Source organism: Streptomyces sp. NPDC092952 (genome assembly GCF_044754785.1).
Taxonomy (GTDB): domain Bacteria; phylum Actinomycetota; class Actinomycetes; order Streptomycetales; family Streptomycetaceae; genus Streptomyces.
Map to the genome: position 1 here is coordinate 493,611 of NZ_JBIVPT010000001.1, position 24,050 is coordinate 517,660.

The following is a 24,050-nucleotide window of genomic DNA, read 5'->3' on the forward strand; positions in this document are numbered from 1 at the left end:
GAGCGCATCCGCTCGGGCCCCCTCCGCGTTTTCTCCGCCTACAGCTTCTCGACCGGGGCGTAGCGGAGCAGCAGCTTCTTCGGGCGTTCGTCGCCGAAGTCGACCGTGGCCTTCGCCTGGTCGCCGACGCCCTCGACCGCCGTCACCGTGCCGAGCCCGAACTGGTCGTGCGTGACCCGGTCCCCGACGGCCAGCGTGATCGTCGGCTTGTCCGAGGTCCGCCGGGTCGCGAAGCCCGAGGGGCCGGAGCGCGCGCGGGAGGCGGAGAGCGAGGACGTGATCCCCGAGGTCGGTCCCGCCGAGGCGGCCATCGGGCCCTTCCGCCGCCAGTCCAGGTGCTGGTCCGGGATCTCCTCCAGGAAGCGGGACGGCGGGTTGTACGACGGCTGGCCCCACGCGCTGCGCATCGCCGCCCGGGTCAGATAGAGCCGCTCGCGGGCCCGGGTGATGCCCACGTAGGCGAGGCGCCGCTCCTCCTCCAGCTCCTTCGTCTGCCCCAGGGCCCGCATGTGCGGGAAGACGCCGTCCTCCATGCCGGTCAGGAAGACGACCGGGAATTCGAGGCCCTTCGCCGTGTGCAGGGTCATCAGCGTGATGACGCCGGAGCCGTCCTCGTCCTCGTCGGGGATCTGGTCGGAGTCGGCGACGAGCGCGACCTTCTCCAGGAAGTCGGCGAGCGTACCGGCGCCCTCCTCGCCCGCCTCGCCCCGCTCCTGCTCGAATTCGAGGGCGACCGCGGCGAGTTCCTGGAGGTTCTCGATCCGGGTCTCGTCCTGCGGGTCGGTGGACGCCTGGAGTTCGGCGAGGTAGCCCGTACGCTCCAGGACCGCTTCCAGGACCACCGCGGGACCCGCGCCCGACTCGACGATCGTGCGCAGCTCCTCCATCAGCGTGTTGAACCGCTTGACGGCGTTGGCGGAACGGGCGGCCATGCCGTACGCCTCGTCGACCCGGCGCAGCGCCTGCGGGAAGGTGATCTTCTCGCGCAGGGAGAGCGCGTCGATCATGGCCTCGGCGCGGTCGCCGATGCCGCGCTTGGGCACGTTGAGGATGCGGCGCAGCGGGACGGTGTCCTCGGGGTTGGCGAGGACGCGCAGGTAGGCCAGGATGTCGCGGACCTCCTTGCGCTCGTAGAAGCGCACTCCGCCGACGACCTTGTAGGGCAGGCCGACGCGGATGAAGATCTCCTCGAAGACGCGGGACTGCGCGTTGGTCCGGTAGAAGACCGCCACGTCACCGGCCTTGGCGTCGCCCGCGTCGGTCAGCCGGTCGATCTCGTCGGCGACGAACTGCGCCTCGTCGTGCTCGGTGTCGGCGACGTAGCCGGTGATCCGGGCGCCGGTGCCGGCGTTGGTCCAGAGGTTCTTGGGGCGGCGGCTCTCGTTGCGTTCGATGACGGCGTTGGCGGCGGAGAGGATCGTCTGCGTGGAGCGGTAGTTCTGCTCCAGGAGGATCGTCGTCGCGTCGGGGTAGTCCTCCTCGAACTGGAGGATGTTGCGGATGGTCGCGCCGCGGAAGGCGTAGATCGACTGGTCGGCGTCACCGACGACGCACAGTTCGGCCGGGGCGTCGTTCTCGCCCGCCGGGCCGACCAGCTCGCGGACCAGGGTGTACTGGGCGTGGTTGGTGTCCTGGTACTCGTCGACCAGGACGTGGCGGAAGCGGCGGCGGTAGTGCTCGGCGACGTCGGGGAACGCCTGGAGCAGGTGGACCGTCGTCATGATGATGTCGTCGAAGTCCAGCGCGTTGGCCTCGCGCAGCCGGGACTGGTACATCGCGTACGCCTGGGCGAGGGTCTTCTCGAAGCCGTCGGCGGCCTGGCCGGCGAAGGTCTCCTCGTCGATCAGCTCGTTCTTCAGGTTGGAGACCTTGGCCGTGAACGACTTCGGCGGGAAGCGCTTCGGGTCGAGGTCGAGATCGCGGCAGACCAGGGCCATCAGCCGCTTGGAGTCGGCCGCGTCGTAGATCGAGAACGACGAGGTGAAGCCGAGGCGCTTGGACTCGCGGCGCAGGATGCGGACGCAGGCGCTGTGGAAGGTCATGACCCACATGGCGTTGGCGCGCGGTCCGACGAGCTGCTCGACGCGCTCCTTCATCTCGCCGGCGGCCTTGTTGGTGAAGGTGATCGCCAGGATCTGGCCGGGGTGCACCCCGCGCTCGGCGAGGAGGTGGGCGATCCGGTGGGTGAGCACCCGGGTCTTGCCCGAGCCGGCCCCGGCGACGATGAGCAGCGGGGAGCCGGCGTGGACGACCGCGGCGCGCTGCTCGGTGTTCAGCCCGTCGAGGAGCGCCTCGGGGTCGATGACGGGGCGGGGGGCGCCGTCGCGGTAGTAGGCGTCCCGGGGCGGCGGGCCGTCGAACACGCCATCGAACAGCCCCTCCGGCACCTCCTCGGGCGCGGTGTCCTCGGGGGGCGGCGGGGGCTCTTCCTCCGAGTGCTGGAGGCCGGCCAGGAAACTGTCGTCAAAGAGGCTGCTCATCGCTTGTCGAGTCTACGGGCTGGCCCCCGGCGCCCGGCGGCCGTTCGGGGAGACGGTACGGAGCGGCAGCGGCGGCCCACGCGGGGTGAGCATCCGGACCCCCGTTACGCAGGTCACGAAAATGTATCGGGCATTTCGAACATCAACCTTCCCAGCGGCACCACGGGTTGGCTAGCGTGCTCGACCGGGCGGCCCGGCCCCCTTGCGGCGACCCACGCCGAGCGGGCGCCCGCGCCGAATCCGGGCTGCCCGTGCGGGAGTCCGGAGCCGGGGATCCACCACGCACCATCGGGGTGAATCGGTCCTTCCCCCACACATGGACCGTAGGGCGGCCTTCCGTTCGCCCGAACCCGCCCTGTCCCGGCAGGCGGTCCACGGAAGGAGATGCCCCTCTTGGCATCGCACCGCAAACCGCGCGCCCGGGTGCGTTCCACCGCACCGGCCGTCGGGCTCACCACCGCGGCCCTGGCGTCCGTGACGCTGCTCTCCACGCAGAGCGCGGTGGCCGCGCCGAATCCGAGGCCGAGCGTCGAGGACGTCCAGAAGCAGGTGGACGACCTCTACCGGCAGGCGGGCACCGCGACCCAGAAGTACAACCGGGCGAAGGAGGCGTCCTCCGCCCAGCGCGCCAGGGTCGACGCCCTGCTGGAGGACGTCGCCGAGCGCGCCGACAAGCTCAACGAGGCCCGCAGGACGCTGGGCGCCTTCGCGGCCGCGCAGTACCGCAACGGCTCCATCGCGCCGACCGCCACGTTCTTCCTGGCCGACGACCCGCAGTCGTACTTCGACCAGAGCCAGCTGATGGACCGGATGACCAACCGCCAGCAGAAGGCGGTCACGGACTTCCGCGTCCAGCAGGAGAGGACCGCGAAGAAGCGGGCCGAGGCGGTACGGAGCCTGGAGACGCTGACGACGGCCCAGGCCGATCTGCGCACCAGCAAGCAGGACGTCCGGACGAAGCTGACCGAGGCGCGCACGCTGCTGTCGAAGCTGACCGCCGAGGAGAAGGCGCGGCTCGCGGAGATCGAGCGGAAGAAGGAGGCGGAGGCGGCGCGGAAGGCCGAGGAGCTGGCGAAGCAGCAGGCCGAGGCCGAACGCAAGGCCGCCGAGGACGCGAAGAAGTCCGGCGGCACGGGGACCGGCACGGGCACCGGGTCCGGCACGGGCAGCGGCACCAGCAGCAAGGCCGAGCAGGTTCTCGCCTTCGCCCGCGCCCAGATCGGCAAGCCGTACGTGTGGGGCGCGACGGGCCCGGCGTCGTACGACTGCTCCGGGCTCACCCAGGCCGCCTGGAAGGCCGCCGGTGTGGACATCCCGCGCACCACCTGGGACCAGGTCAAGATCGGCACCCGGGTCGCGACGGCGGATCTGCGCCCCGGTGACCTGGTCTTCTTCTACGACGACATCAGCCACGTCGGCATCTACAAGGGCGACGGGATGATGATCCACGCACCGAAGCCCGGGGCGAACGTGCGCGAGGAGTCGATCTACTACATGCCGATCTACGGCAGCGTGCGCCCGGCGTAGTCCACGACGGAGTCCACGACGGGCTCCATGACGCCCGCCACGACCGAGGCACGCGCGCCGCGCACCGGCTGCCGGGTCCGCCCGGCAGCCGGGAGCGGGGTCAGACCCAGAGCGTGGCGATGAAGATGTTGGCGAGCGTGAGCCCGCCGACCGCCGCGAAGGCCCCCTTGTCGACCTTCTCCTCGTCCCGCTTGATGTAGACGAGCGCGAGGATGACGACCAGGATCAGCAGCTTCACACCGATCTTGATGTTGTTCACGTGGCCGCCGTCGGCCTCGCGCATCCCGACGAGCGCGATACCGGTGACCAGCATGGTCAGCGCACCGTGCAGCATCGCCGGGACGAAGCGGGCCGTGCCCGCGCCCATCGCCTTCATCTGGGTGAGGAATCCACCCAGCAGGGAGGCGATGCCGATGATGTGCAGGGCGACGAAGGCATGAATGAGTACGTCCATGAGGCCGCAGCCTAGCCATGGCCATACCACCCCCCGACAGGCAGGTCCACCTTCGCCGGGCAAACACGCCTCCGTGTCGCTCGGCTCGCACCTGTACCAATTGCGTGACTCTGGCGTAATTTTTCCGATCAATCGACGGCATTGCCACGCCAAAAACGAGCAATATGCGTCATTACGACTCCGGCCCGTGTCCCGGGTTTAGCGTCACTGACGGACCGGGCGCCCCGCCCCGACGGGACCGGCCACTCCGCCGAACGTACCGGCGGGCCCGCCGGTACCCCCCGTCGGGCAGTCGTCAGGAAGGACGCACGCCCCCGTGGCAGCGCATCGGAAACCCAAGCAGCGCCTGTACACCGGCCCTGCTGCCCGCACCGCGGCGACCCTCGCCCTCACCGGGGCCGCCACCGCCGCCGCACTGCCCGGCCCCGCGGCCCACGCCGAACCGCAGCGCACCCCCGCCCAGGTCAAGTCCGAGGTGGACCGGCTGTACCACGAGGCCGAGATCGCCACCGAGCGGTACAACGGGGCGAAGGAGAAGGCCACCGCCGCGGAGAAGGCCCTCGACGACCTGCGCGACGAGGCCGCCCGCCGCACCGAGCGCCTCAACACCTCCCGCGACGAGCTGGGCGCCTTCGCCGCCGCGCAGTACCGCACCAGCGGCCTCGGCCCCTCCGTGCAGCTGGCGCTCTCCTCCGACCCCGACCAGTACCTGGAGCGCGCCTCCTACCTGGACCGGATCGCCGACCGCCAGTCCGTCGCGCTCGACCGGGTCCGCCGGCAGGTCGCCCGGATCGCCACGCTCCGCGCCGAGGCCAAGGGGCAGCTCGCCGACCTGACCGCCCGCCGCGCCGAGCTGAGGAAGAGCAAGGCGACGATCACCACCCGGCTGACCGAGGCCCGCCGGCTCCTCGACCGCCTGACCCCGACCGAGCGCTCCTCGTACGAGAACAGCGACCACGGCTCGGCGGTCCGCGCCTCCCGCTCCCTGCCGCGCGGCTCCGTCCAGGCGCCCAGTGCCCGCGCCGCCGCGGCCGTCGCCTTCGCGTACGGGGCGCTCGGCAAGCCGTACGTGTGGGGCGCCACCGGCCCCTCCTCCTTCGACTGCTCCGGGCTCACCCAGGCCGCCTGGCGCTCCGCCGGGGTCTCGCTGCCCCGGACGACGTACACCCAGATCAACGCCGGACGGCGGGTCTCCCGCTCCGAACTCGCCCCCGGCGACCTGGTGTTCTTCTTCTCCGGCATCAGCCATGTCGGGCTCTACATCGGCAACGGGCAGATGATCCACGCCCCGCGCCCCGGCACCCCGGTCCGGATCGCCCCGATCGACCAGATGCCCTTCGCCGGGGCGACCCGGGTGGCATAGGCTCCCCGACGCCGGTCCGGGCCGTCCGCCGTCACGGCGGCGGCCCACCACCGATCAACCGGCCCGAGGACGAACCGACATGCCCGTGGACGCCGACGTCCAGACCCACGCCCGCACGCTCGCCCAGCGCTCCCCGGACCACCTCCGGGTCGGGCCGTTCACCGTGCGGTACAACCCCGACTGGTCCCTCAAGTACGCCAATTACGCCATACCCGACCAGGACGCGGAGCCGACCGCCGAGGACATCGACGCGCTGGTCGCCGCCTTCCGGGCGCACGACCGGCTGCCCCGGCTGGAGTTCCTGCCCGGCTCGGCGCCCGCGGTCGAACCCGCGCTGCTGGCCGCCGGGTTCACCGTCGAGAACCGGGCCCCGATCATGGCCTGCGTCCCGGACGGGCTGCGGACGCCGAAGCCGGTGCCGGAGCTCACGACCGTCGAGCCGTCCACCGAAGCCCAGTTCGCCGCCGCCGCGCTCGTCCAGCACCACGGCTACGGCGGGACCGGCGAGCCCGAGGACGGCACGGCGCGGTGGCTGCGCACGGCGGCCGAGGGCGGCGGGGTCGCGGCCCTCGCCACGCTCGACGGCGTACCGGTCGGCGCGGGCGGCTGCTCCGTACCGGTCGACGGGCTCACCGAGCTGGCCGGGCTGGCCGTCGCCGACGCCTACCGCCGCCGGGGCATCGGCGCCGCGCTCTCCGCCCACCTGACGGCCACCGCGTTCGAGCGCGGCTGCCGGGTGGTGTGGCTGGAGCCGGCCGACGAGGCCGTGGAGCGGATCTACGCGGGCATCGGCTTCGACCGGATCGGCGAGAAGCTGAACATCTCGCTCGACCCGGCCTGATGTCGCGGTGGGGTCCGGCGGCTCAGACCAGCCGCCGGGCCGTCGCCCACCGGGTCAGCTCGTGCCGGTTGGAGAGCTGGAGCTTGCGCAGCACCGCCGAGACGTGCGACTCGACCGTCTTCACCGAGATGAACAGCTGCTTGGCGATCTCCTTGTACGCGTAGCCGCGGGCGATCAGCCGCAGCACCTCGCGCTCGCGCTGGGTGAGGCGGTCCAGGTCCTCGTCCACCGGCGGCGCGTCCGTGGAGGCGAAGGCGTCCAGGACGAAGCCGGCCAGCCGGGGCGAGAACACCGCGTCGCCCTCCTGGACCCGGAAGACCGAGTCGACCAGGTCGGCGCCGGTGATGGTCTTGGTGACGTAGCCCCGGGCACCGCCCCGGATGACCCCGATGACGTCCTCGGCGGCGTCCGACACGGACAGCGCCAGGAACCGCACCGGATTGTCGACGGCCCCCATCAGCGAGGAGCAGCGGCGCAGCACCTCGACGCCGCCGCCGCCCGGCAGGTGGACGTCGAGGAGGACGACCTCGGGGCGGGTCGCCGTGATGACGGTGACCGCCTGGTCGACGTCGGCGGCCTCGCCGACCACCTCGACGCCGGTCTCCTCCGTGCGGCCGATCTCGGCCTGGACGCCGGTGCGGAACATCCGGTGGTCGTCGACGAGCACGACCCGTACCCGGCGCTCCGGGCCCCCGGCCGCCCCCTCAGTGGTCATGGTCATCGCTCGCCCTCTCCATCTCCAGCTCGACCTCCGTGCCCCCGCCGGGCACCGGACGCAGCCGCGCCGTGCCCCCGTTGCGCTGCATCCGGCCGATGATTGATTCTCGTACGCCCATTCTGTCCCCCGGTACGGCGTCCAGGTCGAAGCCCGGCCCCCGGTCGCGGACCGAGACGAAGACCGTGCGGCCCTCGACCTCCGCGTAGACCTGTACGGCACCGCCCTCGCCACCGTACTTGGCGGCGTTGACCATCGCCTCGCGCGCGGCCTGCATCTGCGCGACCAGCTTCTCGTCGAGCGGGCAGTCGCCGACGACGACCACCTCCAGCGGGACGCCGTGCTTGTCCTCGACCTCGGCGGCGGCGCGCTTGACCGCCTCGGCGAGGGTCTCGGGCTCGTCGTCCTCCTCCTTGCCGGTGCCCTCGGGGTTGTACAGCCAGTTGCGCAGCTCCCGTTCCTGGGCGCGGGCGAGCCTGCGGACCTCCCCGGCGTCCTCCGCGCGGCGCTGGATCAGGGTGAGGGTGTGCAGCACCGAGTCGTGGACGTGGGCGGCGACCTCGGCCCGTTCCTGGGCCCGGATGCGCATCAGGCGTTCCTCGGAGAGGTCCTGGGTCATCCGGACGAGATAGGGGCCGGCCAGCAGCGCGATGCCGGTGAGCACGGCGATCGCGGCGGTCAGGACGTTGCCGAGCTGGGCGGCGGAGCCGCGTACGACGACGAAGACGGCCAGGCCCACACCGACCAGGGCGACCCCGGCGAGCCCCCGGGCCAGGTGCAGGACCCGGCGGCGGCGGCCGACCTCCATCCAGCGGGCGCGGCGGGCGTTGTCGGCCTGCCGCCACACCAGGACGGAGCCGCCGCCGATCAGCACGGCGGGCCAGATGTAGCGGTTGGCGCCGCTGCTCATGTCGACGTTGCCGACGAAGACCAGACCGCCGATGAACAGCGCGATCAGCGCGAAGACCTGGCCCTTGTCGGGCTTGCGGAATCTGCGGCGGCCGTCCGGGCCGGTCTCGAAGACCGGGCGGGGCGCCTCGACGCCGCCGACGCCGAGCGGGACGACGATCCAGAACACCGCGTAGAGCACCGCGCCGAACCCGTCCGCGAAGAACAGGCCGACGAAGAAGAACCGCACCCAGACGACGGGCAGCCCGACATGCCCGGCCAGGCCGCGCGCGACCCCGCCCAGGAACCGCCCGTCGGCGCTGCGGTACAGCTTCCGGGGCGGCGGCTCCTCTGAGTCTGCGGGGCGGGAGCCGGGGGCTCGGGTGGTGGCGGGCATGCACCGATCGTCACATGCCCGCACGGGCCGTGGCATCAGGGTCGGCCCCCTAAGGTCCTCCGCCCCCGGGGCCGGCGTCGCCCGGAGCCAATATCAGGGATCGGCCAGGGTCGGTCCCGGTCCCGGTCGGGGCGGCGGACGGTCACCATGGAGCCATGACCGTTCCCCAGGACGCCGCCCCCGGTGCCGCGCCGCCGCCCCCCGCTCCTCCGCCCCTGCTGCGGCGTACCCCGCGGCAGAAGGTCGTGGCCGGGGTGTGCGGCGGGCTCGGGCGGTACTGCGACGTCGACCCGGTGATCTTCCGGATCGTGCTCGGCGTGCTCGCGGTGACCGGCGGCATCGGGCTGATCTTCTACGGCTTCGCCTGGCTGCTGATCCCGGCGGACGGCGAGGAGGAGAACGAGGCGCGCAGGCTGCTGTCCGGCCGGGTGGAGGGCGCCTCGCTGGTCGCGGTGCTCCTCGCGCTGATCGGCTGCGGCCTCTTCCTGTCGATGCTGGGCAACGGCGGCACCCTGTCGTTCTCCGCGCTGCTGTCGCTGGCGGTCGTCGGCTTCGCCGTGTGGACGCAGAACCGCAGGACAGCGGCGGCCGAGGATCCGCACCGGCCGGCGGCGGCCCAGGCGGTGCCGGACGCGCCGCCGGAGGTGCGGGCCCCTCCGTCGCCGGGCAGCCCGTCGTGGTGGCGCGATCCGATCGTCAAGGACGGGACGACGGGGCCGGTCGGCGCCGGATATCTGTGGGGGCCGGCCGACGCGGTGCTGCCGCCGCGCGCGGACCGCCCGGCGGGCACGCCGGACTCCCCGTTCCGCACCCCCCGGCCGGAGCGCGGCACCCGGGGCCCGGCCTCGATCGGCGGGGCGGTCTTCCTGTGCGCGCTGGTCGCGGGCGGGCTGGGGACGGGGCTGACCTGGGAGGGCCGGCCGTTCGGTACGAGCCTGCAGTTCGGGCTGGCCGCCGCGCTGGCGGTGTTCGGGCTCGGGATGGTGGTCAGCTCGTTCCTGGGCCGGACCGGGTTCGGCACGGTGCTGCTCGCGACGATCACCGCCGTACTGCTGGTGGGCTCCGCCGCGCTGCCCAAGGACATCAGCACCCACTGGGTGCGCGAGACCTGGCGGCCCGCCTCGGTGGCGGCGGTGCAGCCGCAGTACCGGCTGGGCACCGGGGACGCCCGGCTGGACCTCACCGGGCTCACGGTCCCCGAGGGCGAGACGGTCACCACCGCCGTGAAGGTCGGGGCGGGCCGCGCGGTCGTCGTCGTACCGAAGGACGTGACGGTGAAGGTGGCGGCGCGGGTGGCCGTGGGCGACATCGCGCTGCCGGTGAACCGGTTCGGCGGACTGGCGGACGGGATCGGCCACGAGGCGGGCATCAACCCCGCCCAGGAGGTGCACCGGACCCTGCCCCCGCCCCCCGGCGGCAAACCGGCCGGTACGGTCGAGCTGCGGCTCGACATGAGCATCGGAGAGCTGGAGGTCACCCGTGCCGATTCATGAGATCCGCCCCGGACGGGCGGTGGCGGGCCTGGTCATGATCGCCCTGGCGGTCGGGTACGCGGCGGACGCCGCGGGCTACTGGGACGCCCCCTGGACGTTCTTCCTCCCGCTGTTCTTCGGCGGCCTCTGGCTGGCCACGCTGGTGACCTGGGTGAGCTACCTGATCCGTCGCCGCCGCGCCGCCAGGAAGGCGTCCAGGGAGAACGCCCCGGACCCGGCGAGCACCAGCGGCAGCCAGCCCATGAGATAGGCCAGGTCGTTGCCGAAGTAGTACGGGGTGACCGCCCAGCTCACGGTCAGCCACAGGCTCAGCGAGATCAGCGCGCCGCCGAGCGCGGCGAGCCGCCCCCACAGCCCGAAGAAGGTGCCGAGGCCGACGAGGACCTCACCGATGGCGATGGCGTACCCGAACGTGCCGGGGCTCTTCAGCGCGAGGTCGACCAGGGCCGGGATCGCGGACGAGTCGCGCACCGCGTGCATGGTCTCGCCGATGGAGCCGGGGCCGGTGGCCCGGAAGAAGGAGCTGTCGGTCAGCTTGTCGAGTCCGGCGTAGACGAAGGTGACACCGAGGAAGACCCGCAGCGGCAGCAGGGCGTGCTCCCGCGCCATCTCCTTGAGCCCCTGCCGCTCGCCGAGGCCGCGTAGATTCGCTCCGTATCCCTGCATGTGTCTGCCCCACCTTCCGTAGACCCCGTACTTCCGAGCTTATGCAGCGTACGCAGGGAACGCGCTGCTCACGGCGGCGGTCGGCCCGCCGGTCAGTCGGTCACCTCGATCTCGACCGGGTTGGTCTCCACCCCGGCCGCGGTGACGACCTGCACCTCCACCACGCCCGGCTCGACCTCCACCGGGACCGGCACGGTGAGGACCCCGTCCGTCGGGTTGGCGAAGCCGCCGGTGACCGGGATCAGCGGCACATGGACGTGGACCCGGCCGATCCGGACGACCATCCGGGCCAGCCGGTCGGGTGTACCGGCGCCGGGCGGTACGAAGCCCGCGCCCCGGATCTCGATGTCGTCGCCGGTGCGTACCGGCGCGTCCAGGTCCCCGGCCTCCCGGGCCCGGACCACCGAGAGGATCACCGGCCGGCCGCCCTCCACGTACTTCCCGGCGAAGTAGGCGAGCGCCGAGACGGTCACCAGGAGCGCCAGGCCCCAGGGCAGGTCCGGCAGCTGCTCGGGCCGCCGGGCCAGCCGGACCGCGGCGAACACCACGGCGACGGTGCTGATCAGCAGGTACTGCACATCGGTGAAGCTGGCCCGCCCGGAGTCGTCGGTGAACGGGTCGGCGGCGCGCGGCCGGTCCGCCCGCAGCTTCTGCAGCCGCCCGGACAGCGTCCGTACCGTCACCACCCGGCGGACGACGACGGCGACGGCGCAGACCAGCGCCAGCACGGTCACCACCCCCGCGCTCCGGGCCAGGTCCAGCCCCTCGATCAGCGCGTCGCGCTCGGCGTGCCCGGAGGCACCGGCCAGCTGGAGCGCCAGGACGAGCACGGAGAAGACCGCGAGCAGCACCCAGGAGACGGCGACGGCGCGGGAGGTGGAGAGCCGGTTGTCCTCGCCGATCAGCGGGGCGAGGAGGCCGCCGCGGGCGCGGTGGAGGTGGGCGGCGCCGGTGAGCAGGGCGGCGGTGACGAGCCCGGCGAGCAGCCCCGCGGTGCGGGCGTTGGTCCAGCCCGCGCCGATGGCGGTGACCGACTCCCCGACGAGGAGGAGGACGAGGGCGCCCCAGACCGTGATCAGGGTGCGCCGCCAGACCCGGTACAGCCAGGCGTCGCCCTCCTCGCGGCCGCGTTCGGCGACGGTCCTGGCCGACTGGGTCAGCTCGTCCGAGACCCACTGGCGGGTCGCGGAGACGGACTGCGCGACGCCGGGCGGCAGCCCCTGGCCGGCGGCGAATTCGTCCCGTTTGGCCAGGAAGGCGGCCACCGCGCGCCGGTGGCCCTCGCGCGCCCCGTGCGGGCAGTCGCCGCAGGTGCAGCCGCCCCGGTGGGCGCCGCCCGCCCTCGCCTCGTCCAACACCACTGGGAACGCCGCCCTCTCCAGCCCGGTGCAGCCAACTCGGCTGCTATTGCAGCGAATTGTGCCGTACGGCGGGACTCCGGGCCGCATCGGGGCACGCTCCGGGGGCGTATCGTCAGAATGTGCGACTGATCCGCTGCCAGAGGGGCTGGTAGTTGATCCATCCGACCAGGTCGCTGCCCAGCTGGTCCCGGGTGGCCAGCGCCTCCCGGTGGCCGATCCGCACCGGCTTCCCGGCGGCCCGCGCGGCCAGTTGGACCTGGCAGGCGCGCTCCAGGGAGATGAACCACCAGGCGGCCGCGTCCACCGAGTCGCCGACGGTCAGCAGTCCGTGGTTGCGCAGCACGATCGCCTTGTGCCCGCCGAGCCCGGCGGCGATCCGGCGCCCTTCCTCCTCGTCGACGACGACCCCGGTGTAGGCGTCGTACAGGACGTGGTCCTCGTAGAAGGCGCAGGCCTCCTGGGTGATCGGCTCGATCAGCTCGCCGAGGGCGGCCAGCGCCCGGCCGTGCACGGAGTGGGTGTGCGCGACGGCGACGGTGTCCGGGCGGGCCCGGTGCACGGCCGCGTGGACGGCGAACGCCGCCTGGTTGACGTGGCGGCGGCCCTCGACGACCTGCCCGTCGCCGTTGACCAGGATCAGCTCGTCCGGCGCGAGTCCGTCGAACGGGGCCCCGAAGGGGTTGACCCAGAAGCAGTCGGGGAACTCCGGGTCGCGGGCGGTGATGTGCCCGGAGACGCCGTCCTCATAGCCGTACCGCCCGAACAGCCTCAGCGCCCCGGCCAGCCGCTCCTTGCGGTACGCGCGCTCCTCGGCCGGGGAGTCGTGCACGGGCGGCATCGCGAAGTGGAGCCGGTCCACGGGTACGGGGGCGGGGGCGGGTGTGGACTCGGTCATGGCGGCTCCTCGGAATCCCGGTCGTGGGAAACCGGAAGGTACCGCCGGTCTCCCCAAGTGACCAGGGGTACGGGGGCGGGTGGCAGGGCGGGGGCACGGGTCGTCGCGCTTCCCGCCCCGCTCGGAGCCGGGTGCGCCGCGTCCACGGCCGCCGCGCGAACGCCGATGCCGCCGCCCAGGGAGATGGACGGCGGCATCGGCGTTGGCCTGGAGGAACGACCTCAGACGGAGGTCACTCCCACTCGATGGTCCCCGGCGGCTTGCTCGTCACGTCGAGCACGACGCGGTTGACGTCGGCGACCTCGTTGGTGATGCGGGTCGAGATCCGGGCGAGGGTCTCGTACGGCAGGCGCGACCAGTCGGCGGTCATGGCGTCCTCGGAGGAGACCGGACGCAGCACGATGGGGTGGCCGTAGGTGCGGCCGTCGCCCTGGACGCCGACCGAGCGGACGTCGGCGAGCAGGACCACCGGGCACTGCCAGATGTCGCGGTCCAGGCCGGCCGCGGTCAGCTCCTCGCGGGCGATGGCGTCGGCGTCGCGGAGCAGGTCGAGCCGGTCCTTGGTGACCTCGCCGACGATCCGGATGCCCAGGCCGGGGCCGGGGAACGGCTGGCGCTGGACGATCTCGTCGGGCAGGCCGAGCTCCTGGCCGACCATCCGGACCTCGTCCTTGAACAGCTGGCGCAGCGGCTCGACGAGCTGGAACTCGATGTCGTCGGGGAGGCCGCCCACGTTGTGGTGCGACTTGATGTTGGCGGTGCCGGTGCCGCCGCCGGACTCGACGATGTCCGGGTAGAGGGTGCCCTGCACGAGGAAGGCGACCTCGGGGCCGTCCTCCTGGAGGATCTCCAGCTGCGCCTGCTCGAAGACGCGGATGAACTCCCGGCCGATGATCTTGCGCTTGGTCTCCGGGTCGGAGACCCCGGCGAGGGCCTTCAGGAAGCGCTCGCTGGCGTCGACGACCTTCAGGTTGGCGCCGGTGGCGGCCACGAAGTCCTTCTCGACCTGCTCGGTCTCGCCCTTGCGCATCAGGCCGTGGTCGACGTACACGCAGGTGAGCTGGGAGCCGATGGCCTTCTGTACGAGGGCCGCGGCGACCGCGGAGTCGACGCCGCCGGAGAGGCCGCAGATGGCGCGCTTGTCGCCGACCTGGGCGCGGATCGCGGCGACCTGCTCCTCGATGACGTTGCCGGTGGTCCAGCTGGGCTCGATGCCCGCGCCCCGGTAGAGGAAGTGCTCCAGGACCTGCTGGCCGTGGGTGGAGTGCAGGACCTCGGGGTGGTACTGGACGCCGTAGAGCTTCTTCTCGTCGTTCTCGAAGGCGGCGACCGGGACCACGTCGGTGGACGCGGTGACGGTGAAGCCCTCGGGGGCGGCGGAGCAGGCGTCTCCGTGCGACATCCAGACCGACTGCTCGGCGGGGGTGCCCTCGAAGAGGGTGGAGCCGCTCTTGGAGACGGTGAGCGGGGTGCGGCCGTACTCGCGGGCACCGTTGTCGTCGACGGTGCCGCCGAGCGTGGTGGCCATCAGCTGGAAGCCGTAGCACATGCCGAAGACCGGGACGCCGGCCTCGAAGATCGCGCGGTCGAGCGAGGGGGCGCCCTCGGCGTACACCGAGGAGGGACCGCCGGAGAGGATGATCGCCCGGGGGTTCTTCGCCAGCATCTCGGCCACCGGCATGGTGGACGGGACGATCTCGCTGTAGACCCGGGCCTCACGGACACGGCGGGCGATGAGCTGGGCGTACTGCGCGCCGAAGTCGACGACCAGGACCACGTCGGTGGCGGTGTCGGGGGCGGCGGGGGGTGCTGCGGGCACGGGCGGCCTTCCGGCGGTGAAGGGGGGTCTGTATAGGTCGATTCTACCGGGGTCGCCGGGCCCGGCGACGTCCCGCCCGTCCGGGACCGTCCCCGGCCGTACCCCGGACGGGGCGTCTCAGCATCCGGGCCCCGTGTTGGTCCGGCCGCGGCGGTCGGGCCATACTGGTCCCATGCTTCAGCACACGACCTTCGTCTTTACCTATGGCACCCGGCCCGCCGGCTGCCATGGTCGTGTTGCTTGATTCCAGCAACGTTCCAGGCGCCCCGGGCCGAAAGGCCCGGGGCGCCTTGGCGTTACGGACCGTTCGGCTCGGGGCCCGCACCCATCGAGGAGCCACCGTCATGAGCAACCCCGGCACCACCGCCACCAGTGGGAAGACCGCTGCCGAGAAGACCGGCGCGCACACCGAGGAGGCCGCCGCGCTGATCGACAACGCGCGGGCCCGTATCGACACCCTCGACGACCGGATCATCGGGCTCGTCCAGGAACGGATGGCCGTCTCGGCCGTGATCCAGGAGGCCCGGATCACCTCCGGCGGCCGCCGGATCAACCTCTCCCGCGAGATGGAGGTCCTCGGCTCGTACCGGAACGCGCTCGGCAAGCCCGGCACCTCGCTCGCCATGACACTGCTGGAGCTCTGCCGCGGCCGCGCCTGACCGTCCGAGGGGTTCGGGCGGGCGTTCGGGCGGGCTCTCACCCGTACGGCGCGTGACCGGATCCGGCGCGGATTCGTTGGTCCCGGTGTGTGACGGTGCCGACCGGGGACAGCCCCGGGAGGCGCACCACGCGTGACTCCGCCGGAGCGTGTGGCGCATTCGAAAGGTGCGCCGTGGGACCGCGCCCCGGCGTGCGTGACCGGTCGGCAGGGGACAGCAGTCCGGTCACCCCAGGAAACGGCCGGCTCCGGGGACGCCCGGGGCCGGCCGTTTCCGCGTACGCGGGGCTACCTCTTCCTGTGCGGGGCTACGGCTTCTTCCTCGGCGGCACGGCCGGCATCCCGAGGAACGGCAGCCGCAGCGCGCCGAAGGCGTCCTTCGGCACGGCCGGGGAGCGCGGTTCGACGGCGGTCAGCCGGGTGTACTCCTCGCCCTGGGCCGGGCGCCGGTCGGCCTCGCCCTTGTTGGGCCAGAAGGACATGGCGCGCTCGGCCTGGGCGGTGATGGTGAGCGAGGGGTTGACCCCGAGGTTCGCGGAGACCGCGGAGCCGTCGACGACGGAGATGCCGGGGTGCCCGTAGAGCCGGTGGTACGGGTCGATGACCCCGTCCTCGGCCGTGGCGCCGATCGGGCAGCCGCCGAGGAAGTGCGCGGTGAGCGGGGTGCCCATCAGCTCGCCGACGTTGGACCCGGCGAAGCCGTTGATCTCCTGGGCGATCAGGGTGGCGCCGCGGGTCGCCGCCTCGATCTGCGTCGGGTTGGGGGCGCCGTGGCCCTGCCGGGCGGTGAGCAGGCCCTTTCCGATGCCGCCGGGCTTGCGGTAGGTCGTCAGGGAGTTGTCGAGCGACTGCATGACGAGCCCGATGATGGTCCGCTCCGACCAGCGGCGGTTGGAGAGCGACCGGGCGGCGAGCGTGGGGTGCTTGACCAGTTCGAGCAGCCAGCGGCGGACCCGGTGCGCGCCGTACGGCACCTGGAGGACGGTCAGCGCGCCCATCGAGTTGGAGCCCTTGCCGTACCGGACGGGTTCGATGTGGGTGTTCTCGTCCGGGTGGACCGAGGAGGTGATGGCGACGCCCTTGGTGAAGTCGGCCCGGGCGGTCCCGTGCTTCTTCCGGTAGCGGCGGTCGGTGGTCTGCGCGCCGACCAGGCCCTCGGAGTTGGTACGGGTCAGCTCGCCGAGCCGGGGCGAGATCAGGGGCAGCAGCCCGGTGTCCTTCATCCGGTGCAGCAGGGTCTGGGTGCCGTACGTGCCCGCGGCGACGACCACCTGGCGGGCGGTGAACGTCCGCCCCTTCCCCTTCTTCCGGTTGTCGGTGGGGAGGGTCCTGACGGCGTAGCCGCCCCGGGTGTTCTCGGTGACGGCGACGACCGAGGTCATCGGGTGGACGACCGCGCCCGCCTTCTCGGCGAGGTGGAGGTAGTTCTCGTTGAGGGTGTTCTTCGCGCCGTGCCGGCAGCCGGTCATGCACTCGCCGCACTCGGTGCAGGCCTTGCGGGAGGGGCCGGCGCCGCCGAAGAACGGGTCGGGGACCTCGCCGCCGGGCTTCGCCCGCGCCGTGCCGTCGCCGTCCTCGCCGTCCCCGAAGAAGACGCCCACCGGTGCCAGGTGGAAGGTGTCGCCGATGCCCATGGTCTGCGCGGCGGCCTTCAGGTGGACGTCCGAGGGGGTCATGGTCGGGTTGATCCGGACCCCCAGCATCCGCTTGGCCTGGTCGTAGTACGGGGCCAGCTCCTCGCGCCAGTCGGTGATGTCCTTCCACTGCGGGTCGTCGAAGAACGGGGCGAGCGGCTCGTAGAGGGTGTTGGCGTAGTTCAGCGAGCCGCCGCCGACGCCCGCGCCCGCCAGCACCATGACGTTGCCCAGCAGGTGGATGCGCTGGATGCCGTACAGGCCGAGCGTGGGGGCCCACAGGAAGTTCTTCAGGTCCCAGGAGTTCCTGGGCAGCTCGGAGCGGGTGAAGCGGCGGCCCGCCTCCAGCACGCCGACGCGGTACCCCTTCTCGGTCAGCCGGAGGGCCGACACCGCGCCGCCGAAGCCCGAGCCGATCACGACCACGTCGTAGTCGTGGGCGGCGTCGTCACCGCCCGCCTCCGGGGCGGCGGACCGGTTCTGGGCAGGGCTGTCCTGGGACATGGCTCTCCTCGGTGCGGAACGGGCGGGCGGTGCTGCGGGGAGGGGCGCGGGGTCAGCGCAGACGGAACGCCTTCATCACCTTGAGGCTGGTGCTCATGAACGCGGCGTACTTCTCGTCGTCCATGCCGAAGGACGGGGCGAGCGGCATCAGCCGCTGCTGGGCGACGGTCTGCGCCTCGGTGTACTTGAGGATGCCCTCGGAGCCGTGCCGCCGGCCGAGACCGGAGTCCTTCATCCCGCCCATCGGCGACTGGACGCTGCCGTACGCGGGCGCGTAGCCCTCGTTGATGTTGACGGTGCCGGTCCGCAGCCGGGCGGCGACCCGGTGGCCGCGCCGGGAGTCCTTCGTCCAGACGCTGGAGTTCAGGCCGTACGGGGTGGCGTTGGCCTGCGCGACGACCTCGTCCTCGTCGGTGAAGCGGTAGATGGAGACGACCGGGCCGAAGGTCTCCTCGCCGCACACGGCCATCGGCGCCTCGACGCCGTCGAGGATGGTCGGCTCGTAGAACAGCGGGCCGATGTCGGGGCGGGCGACGCCGCCCGCGACGAGCGTGGCGCCCTTCTCGACGGCCTCCTCGACATGCCGGGTGACGGTCTCCAGCTGGCGCTCGCCGACCAGCGAGCCGATGTCGGCCCCGTAGGCGAGGGAGCCGCCGAGCCGCATGGCCCTGGTGCGGGCGGCGAAGCGGGCCACGAAGTCGTCGGCGATCGACTCGTGGACGTAGAGCCGCTCGATGGAGATGCAGAGCTGTCCGGCGGAGGAGAAGCAGGCGCGGACGGCGCCCGCGGCGGCCTTCTCCACGTCGGCGTCCTCCAGGACCAGCATGGCGTTCTTGCCGCCGAGCTCCAGCGAGACGCCGACCAGCCGGGCCGCCGCCCCCTGCGCGACCTCGCGGCCGGTGCGGGTGGAGCCGGTGAACGAGACGTAGTCGGCGTGCTTGACGACCTCGGGGCCGACCACCGGCCCGTCGCCGATGACCACCTGGAAGACCTCGGCGGGCAGCCCGGCCTCGATCAGCAGGTCACGGGCCCACAGCGCGGTCAGCGCGGTCTCGGTGTCCGGCTTCATCACGACGGCGTTGCCGGAGACGAACGCGGGCAGCGCGTCGCCCACGGACAGCTCCAGCGGGTAGTTCCACGGCGCGATCTGGCCGACGACGCCGCGCGGCTGGCGCAGCTCGGTGACCTTGGTGAGGGTCGGGACGACCCCGGTGTGCCGCTTCGGCTTCAGGTAGGCGGCGGCCCGGCGCCCGTAGTGGCGGGCCGCGACGGCGACGGCCTGCACCTCCTCGTGGGCGTGCAGCCGGGCCTTGCCGGTCTCCAGCTGGATCAGGTCGAGCACCTCGGCCTGGCGGCTGATCACCAGGTCGTGGAAGCGGAGCAGTACGGCGGCGCGGGCACGGACCGGCGTCGCGGCCCACGCGGGCTGGGCGGCGCGGGCCCGCGCGAAGGCGTCCGCCACGTCCTCGGGGGTGGACTCCGGGAGGTCGGCCAGCTTCTCCCCGGTGAAGGGGGTGTGGTTGGCGGTGCGGCCCGAACCGGCCACCCCCCGGGTCAGCTGGGCGACCACCTCGGGGGTCACCACATCGGCGGCGGTGCGCGCGCCCTTGGGGGCGGCGGCCACCGGGTTGGTGCCGAGCGGGGCGGCGGAGGTGGACGTGGGGGCCTGCGAGTCCGTCATGAGGGCGAGAGTACGTCCAGCCGCACGCTTTGGGTACCCGTGGGTAACGGGTTTTCACACTCCCCACAAACGAGCCAGCGATCACTGGCAACAAAGCCCCTGATCAGCGGGATCTCAGCCGGATCCTTCCGGGGCACGCCAGCTTCGCAGGATCGTCTCGAACTGCTCCCGCGTCGTCTCCCAGTCCTCCTCCGGACCCGTCATGTACAGCCCGTACTCCGGGCCGCCGTTCTCGCCGAAGTACAGCTGGTCGATCGCGTGGCGCGGACCGGAGTGGTTCTTGGTCTCGGTCCAGGAGAACTCCCAGACCGCCCCCGGCTGGTCCCGGTAGATGTTGGACTCCAGGGCCTGGCGCTGGTAGCTGGGGAGCCGCTCGGCGAGCTGCCGCTCCAGGCTCTGCGCGTGCGCGTACGGGTTGTCGAAGTCGGGCGACGGGTCGACGCTGATCCGGATGTAGTGCAGGCCGCCGTCCGGGGTGTAGTCGATCTGGTTGCCCTCCGTCCGGCGCTCCCAGCCGTCGGGCACGGCCAGGCTGAAGCCCGCCGGATCGTCCACCCGGTGCCAGCCGTCGGGTACGGGCTTGGTCTTCTTCGTGCCCTCCGGGCTCTTGCCGGGCTCGGGCGACCGGGACTTCGGCGGTGCGGGGTCCCCCGCGTCGATGGGACCGGCCGCCGCGCCCTGCTCGACGCTCTTGTCCGTACGGTCCCCGAGCTTCATCGCGGCGAGCCCCGCACCGCCGCCGACCAGCGCCGCGGCCAGCACGACCAGGACGGCGGTGCGCCAGCGGCCGCGCCGGGGGGCCTGGGCCGGGGACGCGGCCGGGGTGACGGCGGCCGGTGCGGGGGCGGCGGGCGGGGTCCCGTCCGCCGGCTGCGGCAGCCGCGCGGTGCCCGAGCCGTCCGTCCCCAGCGAGCGCAGCATCTCGTCGGGGACGACCTGCGTCGGCACGTACGCCTGCGCCGCCACCGGCTCGCGCCCCTCCATGGCGTCCAGCAGCATCCGCTCCGTCTCGGCGGCCGACGGGCGCTCGTCCGGCTCCTTGCGCAGCAGCGCGGTGATCACGGGGCCCAGCGCGCCCGCCCGGCGGGGCGGCGGGGGCTCCTCCGCGACGACCGCCTGCATGGTGGAGATCGGGGACGTACGGCGGAACGGCGAGCCGCCCTCGACCGCGGTGTAGAGGGTGGCGCCCAGCGACCACAGGTCGGAGGCGGGGCCGGGGTCGGCGCCGCGGACCCGCTCGGGCGCCAGGTAGTCGATGGAGCCGACCAGTTCGCCGGTCCGGGTGATGGTGGAGTCGCCCTCGATGGCCGCGATCCCGAAGTCGGTGAGCAGCACCTGGCCGTCCTTGGCGAGGAGCACGTTCCCCGGCTTCACGTCGCGGTGCAGTACCCCCGCCGCGTGCGCGGCGCGCAGGGCGCTCAGGACGTGGAGGCCTATCCGGGCGGCCTCGCGCGGCTCGACCTCGCCGCTCTCCTTGGCGGCGTCGGCGAGCGAGGGGCCGTCCACGTACTGCATGACGATCCAGGGCCGCTGGTCGTACTCCAGCACGTCGTGCACGGTCACCACGCCCGGGTGGGTGATCCGGGCGGCCGCGCGCGCCTCCTTCTGCGTACGGGCGTGCAGCACGGCCCGGTCGGCCTCGGCCGCGTAGAGCGCCGCGGTCAGCTCCTTGACCGCGACCGTGCGGTGCAGGAGTTCGTCGTGCGCGCGCCAGACCTTCCCCATGCCGCCGCGCCCGAGAACCTCGCCCAGCCGGTACCTTCCGGCCAGCAGCAGTCCCGCTTCCGTGCTCTGTGATCGGTCCACGTCATCCCCGCCCCGCCCCGTTTACTCGGCTGCCAGATTACGGAGCGGACCAGCGGCCACGGAACCTCGCACCACCCACGAGACCGCACTGTGATGCTTGTCGCTCCGCCAGTGGCCCGGATCGGGGCGCGAGGTGTACGCAGAGGCGTCAGCCCGTCACCCGGTAGGAGGCGATGGCCTGTTCGTAGATCTCCGTCACCTTGTCGCGCTCGCCCTCCGGGCCGATGACCTGGACGACGTGGTAGCGGCCGTTCACCACCATCACCAGGTTGCGGGCGTACACCGACCGGCCGGCCGCGTCGCGCCAGGTGAACTGGCCCTCCGCCATCGCCTGTCGGCCCACGTCGATCCGGCGCAGCCCGCTCGACCCGGACCATTCGGAGTCGCGGAACTGCTGCAACTCCCGCTCCTTGCCCGCCTGGTACGCCAGCGGGTCACCGCCCGCGGACTCGACGGCGTCCCGGCCGGGGACGACGAGCAGGCTGAAGCCGCCGCTGCCGTAGCGGATCTGACGGTCCGCGTTGGCCGGGGTGCGCCCCCAGCCCTTGAGGACGCCGACCTCGAACCCCTCGGGGTCCTTGCGGAGGGTGTAGCCGGAGGCGAGGGCGGCGGCGGAACGGCTGGTCTGCGGCTGCTGCTCGCCGGGCGTGGCCGGGGAGGTGCCGCCGTCCTGGCCGCCGGTGCCCGGCTGCGGCGTACCGGAGACCCCGGGGGCGGCCGCGCCGGGACCGGGCTCGCCCGCCCCGGGCATGAACACCACGGCGTACGCGACGGCCGCGACGAGCGCCAGCAGGATCAGCACCAGGAGCAGCCGCCCGAGCCGCCGGGGCGAGCGCCCCCCGTCGTCGTCGTGGTCGCCGGAGCGGGAGCGGGACGGGGTGCGCGGCGCCTTCGAGGGCCTGGGCTCGCGCGGTTCGTACGAGGGGTGGGGCGGCTCGGGGGGTTGGGCGGGCTGGTCGAACAGTTCGCTGAGCGGCGTGTCCTGCCGCTCGGCCCTCCCCCGGGCGTGGCGGTGGCGGCCGTGGGCGGCGCCCTTGCCGCGCCGCCGACGGACCAGCTCGCCCCGGCGCCGTACGACGGGGAGCCGGCCGGTATCGGCGGAGGGCAGCGGTACGACGTCCAGCCCGGCCTCCGGCTCGGGTGCCGAGCGCACCAGCGAGCGCAGCCAGCCGCTCAGCTCCTCGACGTCGGGCCGCTCGGTGGGGTCCTGGCGCAGCAGGGACTCGACGACGGGGCGCAGCGGACCGCACTCCTCGGCGAAGGCGGGCGGCTCGCCGCAGACCATCTGGACGAGCTCGGCGGCGCTCTCCTCGGGGTACGGGGCATGGCCCTGGACCGCGCGGTAGAGCAGGGCGCCCAGCGCCCAGAGGTCGGTGGCGGGGCCGATCGGCGGGGCCAGCCGCCAGTTCTCGTGGACCGGGCCGCCCTGCTCGGGCGCCCAGCGCTCGGTGACCGCGCCGACCACGGCGATCCTGGTCTGCCGGGCGCGCTCGGCCGCGAGCGGGGTGGCGGGGCCCCGGTAGCCGGAGCCGGTACGGCCGCCCGTGCCGTCCTCGTCCCAGCCGCCCGTCCGCTCCGGCTGTGCGGAAGGCGGGGCGGAAGGCCGGGCCGGCGGCTGCGCGGTCCGCTGCACGGGCAGGGCCTGGGAGCCGCCCGCGGGGATCTTCCGGAACTGGTCGGTCCGGTCCGCCTCGGCCGGTCGCACGGAGCGCTGCACCGGCAGGTTGCCGGTCTCCTCCGACTCGGCGCGCCGCCGGTCCTCGCTGACCCGGGCGGCGGCGAGGGCACCGGCCCGGTACGCGGCGATGGCTCCGGGGCGCCCGGCCCTTGCCGGCGCGGCCCCGTCCTCGGGCGCGCCCCGGCCCGGCTCCGGCCGGGACGGCTCTATCGCCGCCGGGCCGCGCGGGGCGGGCATCTCGGCCGGCGGAGCGGGGGCGGGCGGCACCAGCGGCCTGGGCGGGGCGAAGATCCCGGCCGGCCCGGCGTCGGGCGCCGGGCGGGCGAACCCGCTCCCGTCGCGGAGCCCGACGTCCGGCCCGTCGTCACCGTAGGCGCCCTCGGCGTCGGCGTCGTACTCATCGCCGTACTCGTCGTACGCGCCGTATCCGTCGTCCTCGTCGTCCTCCGCGGCCGGGGTCGACACGTATCCGCAGAGCGCCTCCTCGGCCGCCCCGGCCGCCAGCCCGGTCAGCACCACCCGGCCGTCGTCGCAGACCAGCACCGTACGGACGGTGATGTTCCGGTGGGTCCAGCCGTGGGCGTGGAGCACCCGCAGCGCGGCCAGCACGTCGGAGCCGATCTCGGCGGCCCGGAAGGGGGTCAGCGGTCGCTCGGCGAGCAGGGCGGCGAGCGGGCGGGCCTCGACGAGCTCGCTCACGATCCAGAGCGAACCCTCCTGGGCGAACACGTCGAAGACCTGGTCGAGCCGGGGGTGGTCGGGGACCCGGGCCGCCTCCCGCGCCGCCTCCACCGCGCGCCGCACGGCCGGATCGACGGGTCCGCCCGCGCCCCGGGCACCGGGCCGCCCGGCGGCCGGGCCCGGGCCGTCGGCGTCGAGTACCTCGGCGTCCACCACCTCGGGCAACGGCACCTGCCGGACCAGGACTTCCTGCCCGCTGTAGGTGTCGAACGCCCGGGTCTGGACCATTTCGTACAGGTCGTCCGAAGACAGCGGAAGGCGGTAGCGGTCGGCGAGCACCCGACCCGCGTAGTCGTCCACGACGCCTCCCCAGAGCGCGCTGTCCCCCAGCCACGAAGACGGTGCCGGTCCCTGGCCGCGGTCTACCCGTCAACAGGGGTCGCACACCCCGCGACTGACTTGTCGTTACGGCTGCCCGGCCGCATGCGGCCCTCGGCCCCCACGATACG

The 24,050-nt window shown here is 73.3% G+C and carries 18 protein-coding genes and 1 riboswitch; of the genes, 6 read left to right on the forward strand and 12 right to left on the reverse strand.

Annotated elements, in window-relative coordinates:
* Positions 1–38 precede the first annotated feature (38 nt).
* On the reverse strand, positions 39–2,480 hold the full coding sequence (pcrA, locus tag ACIQGQ_RS02185; RefSeq protein ID WP_402389585.1) for a DNA helicase PcrA: 2,442 nt from the start codon (positions 2,478–2,480) through the stop codon (positions 39–41).
* 222 nt (positions 2,481–2,702) lie between these two features.
* A riboswitch (cyclic di-AMP (ydaO/yuaA leader) is annotated at positions 2,703–2,866 on the forward strand.
* Positions 2,867–2,873: 7 nt separating this feature from the next.
* On the opposite strand from pcrA, the gene ACIQGQ_RS02190 reads away from it, so the two are divergent.
* Positions 2,874–4,007, forward strand: coding sequence for an NlpC/P60 family protein (locus ACIQGQ_RS02190; RefSeq protein WP_402389588.1), 1,134 nt, complete (start codon positions 2,874–2,876; stop codon positions 4,005–4,007).
* 100 nt (positions 4,008–4,107) lie between these two features.
* On the opposite strand, the gene ACIQGQ_RS02195 is transcribed toward ACIQGQ_RS02190, so the two are convergent.
* On the reverse strand, positions 4,108–4,461 hold the full coding sequence (locus tag ACIQGQ_RS02195; RefSeq protein WP_402389591.1) for a hypothetical protein: 354 nt from the start codon (positions 4,459–4,461) through the stop codon (positions 4,108–4,110).
* A 316-nt stretch (positions 4,462–4,777) separates the two neighbouring features.
* On the opposite strand from ACIQGQ_RS02195, the gene ACIQGQ_RS02200 reads away from it, so the two are divergent.
* Together ACIQGQ_RS02200 and ACIQGQ_RS02205 are read left to right on the forward strand one after the other, a co-directional pair.
* On the forward strand, positions 4,778–5,824 hold the full coding sequence (locus ACIQGQ_RS02200; protein ID WP_402389593.1) for an NlpC/P60 family protein: 1,047 nt from the start codon (positions 4,778–4,780) through the stop codon (positions 5,822–5,824).
* Between the two features lie 79 nt (positions 5,825–5,903).
* Positions 5,904–6,665: a GNAT family N-acetyltransferase gene (locus ACIQGQ_RS02205; protein ID WP_402389596.1), complete on the forward strand. Its 762-nt coding sequence runs from the start codon at positions 5,904–5,906 to the stop codon at positions 6,663–6,665.
* A gap of 22 nt (positions 6,666–6,687) precedes the next feature.
* Here the strand turns inward: ACIQGQ_RS02205 and ACIQGQ_RS02210 are convergent, their stop codons facing one another.
* Positions 6,688–7,386: a response regulator transcription factor gene (locus ACIQGQ_RS02210; protein ID WP_352273574.1), complete on the reverse strand. Its 699-nt coding sequence runs from the start codon at positions 7,384–7,386 to the stop codon at positions 6,688–6,690.
* The gene (locus ACIQGQ_RS02215) at positions 7,370–8,665 is read right to left on the reverse strand and encodes a PspC domain-containing protein (RefSeq protein ID WP_402389599.1); all 1,296 of its coding nucleotides are present in this window, start codon (positions 8,663–8,665) and stop codon (positions 7,370–7,372) included. Before ACIQGQ_RS02215 ends, ACIQGQ_RS02210 begins: the two co-directional genes overlap by 17 nt.
* Before the next feature lie 155 nt (positions 8,666–8,820).
* Between ACIQGQ_RS02215 and ACIQGQ_RS02220 the strand changes: the two genes are divergently transcribed.
* Together ACIQGQ_RS02220 and ACIQGQ_RS02225 are read left to right on the forward strand one after the other, a co-directional pair.
* On the forward strand, positions 8,821–10,158 hold the full coding sequence (locus tag ACIQGQ_RS02220) for a PspC domain-containing protein (RefSeq protein ID WP_402389602.1): 1,338 nt from the start codon (positions 8,821–8,823) through the stop codon (positions 10,156–10,158).
* Complete coding sequence (locus tag ACIQGQ_RS02225) at positions 10,145–10,408, forward strand: hypothetical protein (protein WP_402389604.1); 264 nt, start codon at positions 10,145–10,147, stop codon at positions 10,406–10,408. The genes ACIQGQ_RS02220 and ACIQGQ_RS02225 overlap by 14 nt, the downstream gene beginning before the upstream one ends.
* On the opposite strand, the gene ACIQGQ_RS02230 is transcribed toward ACIQGQ_RS02225, so the two are convergent.
* The 4 genes from ACIQGQ_RS02230 to guaA form a co-directional block, all read right to left on the reverse strand.
* Positions 10,315–10,824: a DoxX family protein gene (locus ACIQGQ_RS02230; protein WP_402389607.1), complete on the reverse strand. Its 510-nt coding sequence runs from the start codon at positions 10,822–10,824 to the stop codon at positions 10,315–10,317. The two genes, ACIQGQ_RS02225 and ACIQGQ_RS02230, sit on opposite strands and share 94 nt — an antisense overlap.
* 92 nt (positions 10,825–10,916) lie before the next feature.
* Positions 10,917–12,185: a hypothetical protein gene (locus ACIQGQ_RS02235; protein ID WP_402389610.1), complete on the reverse strand. Its 1,269-nt coding sequence runs from the start codon at positions 12,183–12,185 to the stop codon at positions 10,917–10,919.
* A gap of 112 nt (positions 12,186–12,297) precedes the next feature.
* Positions 12,298–13,080, reverse strand: coding sequence for a class II aldolase/adducin family protein (locus tag ACIQGQ_RS02240; protein ID WP_402389612.1), 783 nt, complete (start codon positions 13,078–13,080; stop codon positions 12,298–12,300).
* Positions 13,081–13,312: 232 nt separating this feature from the next.
* On the reverse strand, positions 13,313–14,899 hold the full coding sequence (guaA, locus tag ACIQGQ_RS02245) for a glutamine-hydrolyzing GMP synthase (protein ID WP_402389615.1): 1,587 nt from the start codon (positions 14,897–14,899) through the stop codon (positions 13,313–13,315).
* A gap of 344 nt (positions 14,900–15,243) precedes the next feature.
* On the opposite strand from guaA, the gene ACIQGQ_RS02250 reads away from it, so the two are divergent.
* On the forward strand, positions 15,244–15,558 hold the full coding sequence (locus ACIQGQ_RS02250) for a chorismate mutase (protein ID WP_402389618.1): 315 nt from the start codon (positions 15,244–15,246) through the stop codon (positions 15,556–15,558).
* Between the two features lie 307 nt (positions 15,559–15,865).
* Here the strand turns inward: ACIQGQ_RS02250 and ACIQGQ_RS02255 are convergent, their stop codons facing one another.
* The 4 genes from ACIQGQ_RS02255 to ACIQGQ_RS02270 form a co-directional block, all read right to left on the reverse strand.
* Positions 15,866–17,695, reverse strand: a complete 1,830-nt coding sequence (locus tag ACIQGQ_RS02255; RefSeq protein WP_402389621.1) for a GMC oxidoreductase — start codon at positions 17,693–17,695, stop codon at positions 15,866–15,868.
* 52 nt (positions 17,696–17,747) lie between these two features.
* The gene (locus ACIQGQ_RS02260) at positions 17,748–19,376 is read right to left on the reverse strand and encodes a succinic semialdehyde dehydrogenase (RefSeq protein ID WP_402389623.1); all 1,629 of its coding nucleotides are present in this window, start codon (positions 19,374–19,376) and stop codon (positions 17,748–17,750) included.
* A gap of 114 nt (positions 19,377–19,490) precedes the next feature.
* The gene (locus tag ACIQGQ_RS02265; RefSeq protein ID WP_402389625.1) at positions 19,491–21,182 is read right to left on the reverse strand and encodes a serine/threonine-protein kinase; all 1,692 of its coding nucleotides are present in this window, start codon (positions 21,180–21,182) and stop codon (positions 19,491–19,493) included.
* Between the two features lie 148 nt (positions 21,183–21,330).
* Positions 21,331–23,901, reverse strand: a complete 2,571-nt coding sequence (locus ACIQGQ_RS02270; RefSeq protein ID WP_402389628.1) for a protein kinase — start codon at positions 23,899–23,901, stop codon at positions 21,331–21,333.
* Positions 23,902–24,050 lie beyond the last annotated feature (149 nt).

Coding starts and splice junctions, on each gene's coding strand:
- pcrA (WP_402389585.1), bottom strand. CDS start 2,480: ATGAGCAGCCTCTTTGACGACAGTTTCCTGGCCGGCCTCCAGCACTCG.
- ACIQGQ_RS02195 (WP_402389591.1), bottom strand. CDS start 4,461: ATGGACGTACTCATTCATGCCTTCGTCGCCCTGCACATCATCGGCATC.
- ACIQGQ_RS02205 (WP_402389596.1), top strand. CDS start 5,904: ATGCCCGTGGACGCCGACGTCCAGACCCACGCCCGCACGCTCGCCCAG.
- ACIQGQ_RS02210 (WP_352273574.1), bottom strand. CDS start 7,386: ATGACCATGACCACTGAGGGGGCGGCCGGGGGCCCGGAGCGCCGGGTA.
- ACIQGQ_RS02215 (WP_402389599.1), bottom strand. CDS start 8,665: ATGCCCGCCACCACCCGAGCCCCCGGCTCCCGCCCCGCAGACTCAGAG.
- ACIQGQ_RS02220 (WP_402389602.1), top strand. CDS start 8,821: ATGACCGTTCCCCAGGACGCCGCCCCCGGTGCCGCGCCGCCGCCCCCC.
- ACIQGQ_RS02230 (WP_402389607.1), bottom strand. CDS start 10,824: ATGCAGGGATACGGAGCGAATCTACGCGGCCTCGGCGAGCGGCAGGGG.
- ACIQGQ_RS02240 (WP_402389612.1), bottom strand. CDS start 13,080: ATGACCGAGTCCACACCCGCCCCCGCCCCCGTACCCGTGGACCGGCTC.
- ACIQGQ_RS02250 (WP_402389618.1), top strand. CDS start 15,244: ATGAGCAACCCCGGCACCACCGCCACCAGTGGGAAGACCGCTGCCGAG.
- ACIQGQ_RS02255 (WP_402389621.1), bottom strand. CDS start 17,695: ATGTCCCAGGACAGCCCTGCCCAGAACCGGTCCGCCGCCCCGGAGGCG.
- ACIQGQ_RS02260 (WP_402389623.1), bottom strand. CDS start 19,376: ATGACGGACTCGCAGGCCCCCACGTCCACCTCCGCCGCCCCGCTCGGC.